The sequence below is a fragment of the Haladaptatus ordinarius genome (assembly GCF_054177595.1).
Map to the genome: position 1 here is coordinate 1 of NZ_JBPEHH010000243.1, position 1,857 is coordinate 1,857.

Consider the following 1,857-nt stretch of genomic DNA (forward strand, 5'->3'; position numbering starts at 1 on the left):
GCGCTCTCACTGGAGTGAGACCGCCGTCTTTGGTTGAATCATTCGCTCATCCGCGCCAGCTACTCTCGTCTCGCCCCAGAAACCGAGTCAGTAATCAGGAACGATGGGAACTACCGATTATTGGAAATTCTCCCTTCGGTACTCGAACCCAAATTTCAGATCGAGACGATCACTGAGACCAAGCCCATTGAGGCATTCACAGAGAATCCCCCGGAGGCATACGCGAAAGATTCGAAACTTTGCTGCGGGCGGTGAAACAATATACCTACGCTTTGTGGTTAGTGACAGAATTTCTCAACTTCTATGCCTCACTCGCTAGAAGGTGTGTCCACGTCTGCTTAGTGCAACATGAGGCAGTAGGTTTGTAAGGAGGTTACCTGCTCTGCCAGTGCTAAAGCGTTTTTGTGCTAACTCCAGAGGGTTTCGATCCGTTCAGCAACATATGCAAGCACAATTGAAAGGACATCGCGATAGTCGCTCGGAAAGTCTGCTGCTGTCGCCTGTCCTGCATTCGGTGAGGGGTGAAAGTGCGTTCGTCCGACAGGCTTTGGATGCCGATCCCATCGGCACTCCCATTGTGTTCCATCTTGCCACTCTTCACAATAATGGACGGAAAAATCACCACCAATATACCACCGGATGTCGAGTCGAGCACTCTGAATGTGATCGGGAAAAAGGGATCGATCATACTCCGCGCCAAGGTTCCGAACTCGATTTGAAGACGGTTCAAACTTCACATGTGTGAACCGGTCGTCCTGCAGTAATCGTCCCCGAATTGCTCGCAAAACATCCTCATCAAGAGGACCAGTGTCAGTTTCGTCCATCCAGACTACCCAACGATTCCAGCACCGCTGAGTGTGTCTCGATCCTTTCGTGCCCGTTCAATAATCCGAAGCTCACGACGAATCGTTTTCCAGTCACCGATGTCTTCCCAGACCGTCTCAAGCGAATCATAGTCCGCTTCTGCTAGTGCGTCAATCTGTCCTGGGTCAGCAACACCGTACTGCTCACGATACGCTTGCTCTTCTGCAACGAGGCCCGAAAGCTTGGTCTCGAGTTCAGCGTCGGTGTGTTCACGCCGCAGCTCGTTCGCACGAACCCATTCGAAGTAGGCATGATTTCTCTGATATTGTTTCGGCCGCCCATCAATTGGTTCGACAATTCCACGGGCACTCAACCATTCTAAGTGTTCTCGTGCAGCTCCTGCTGAACAGTGAGCGCGGCTTGCAACGTCGTCAACGGTTGCTGGCTCGTACAATTGGATGGCTGTGTCGTAGACACGATCACGGGTCGAGGAACCATGATCCCACTGCTGCCGCTCTTCCTCAACGGCATCTGCATCATCTGGATGACCGGGATTGGACATACACGATCCTTCGTGCTCGAAGAGTATATATTTGACCCATAGGAGAATATATTGATCCGGTCTGCTGCCAAACGAGGTCGACGACTACTCGAAAGAACATCGATCGTGTCTGGTATATCTTGCTAGTATGCTGTGACTTCTGGGCCCGATGTTATTTTTGAGTAAAGAAGTCGTATTAGCGACTATTGAAAAGGTGACTAACAGCACTCAATCCGTCTCGAGGAGTGGATGCTCTTTGATATGGACAAGCGTTTGCTCATCGATGTACCGAAGCATCTCGTAGTAATTGTCCGAGAACTCGGCTGGTTCGGGTGGGTGACCGGCATCTGGTGGGGGATGGTAGTGGGTTCGCTTGCCATCCCTAGGATGCTTGTCCATTCGTATTCGGTTAAGACGTAAAACCAGCATACAGTGCTGCATTCACCTCCTCAAGAAGCGTCTGGCGTGACGGAGCTGGTTGTCTCGCCTCTCGATACCACGTGTTCGGGAGA

Annotated in this window: 3 protein-coding genes; all 3 read right to left on the minus strand. The window is 51.3% G+C overall.

Annotation, left to right across the window (positions count from 1 at the left end):
• Positions 1-407 precede the first annotated feature (407 nt).
• The 3 genes from ACR3FF_RS27525 to ACR3FF_RS26910 all read right to left on the minus strand — a co-directional run bounded on the left by ACR3FF_RS27525 (position 408) and on the right by ACR3FF_RS26910 (position 1,744).
• The gene (locus ACR3FF_RS27525; RefSeq protein WP_472850176.1) at positions 408-824 is read right to left on the minus strand and encodes a toxin-antitoxin system TumE family protein; all 417 of its coding nucleotides are present in this window, start codon (positions 822-824) and stop codon (positions 408-410) included.
• Between the two features lie 5 nt (positions 825-829).
• On the minus strand, positions 830-1,366 hold the full coding sequence (locus ACR3FF_RS26905; protein ID WP_458191139.1) for a DUF7342 family protein: 537 nt from the start codon (positions 1,364-1,366) through the stop codon (positions 830-832).
• 207 nt (positions 1,367-1,573) lie between these two features.
• On the minus strand, positions 1,574-1,744 hold the full coding sequence (locus ACR3FF_RS26910) for a hypothetical protein (RefSeq protein WP_458191141.1): 171 nt from the start codon (positions 1,742-1,744) through the stop codon (positions 1,574-1,576).
• Between the last annotated feature and the right edge of the window lie 113 nt (positions 1,745-1,857).

Excerpts from the sequence above, each read along its gene's own strand:
- ACR3FF_RS27525 (WP_472850176.1), bottom strand. The coding sequence starts at position 824 with ATGGACGAAACTGACACTGGTCCTCTTGATGAGGATGTTTTGCGAGCA.
- ACR3FF_RS26905 (WP_458191139.1), bottom strand. The coding sequence starts at position 1,366 with ATGTCCAATCCCGGTCATCCAGATGATGCAGATGCCGTTGAGGAAGAG.
- ACR3FF_RS26910 (WP_458191141.1), bottom strand. The coding sequence starts at position 1,744 with ATGGACAAGCATCCTAGGGATGGCAAGCGAACCCACTACCATCCCCCA.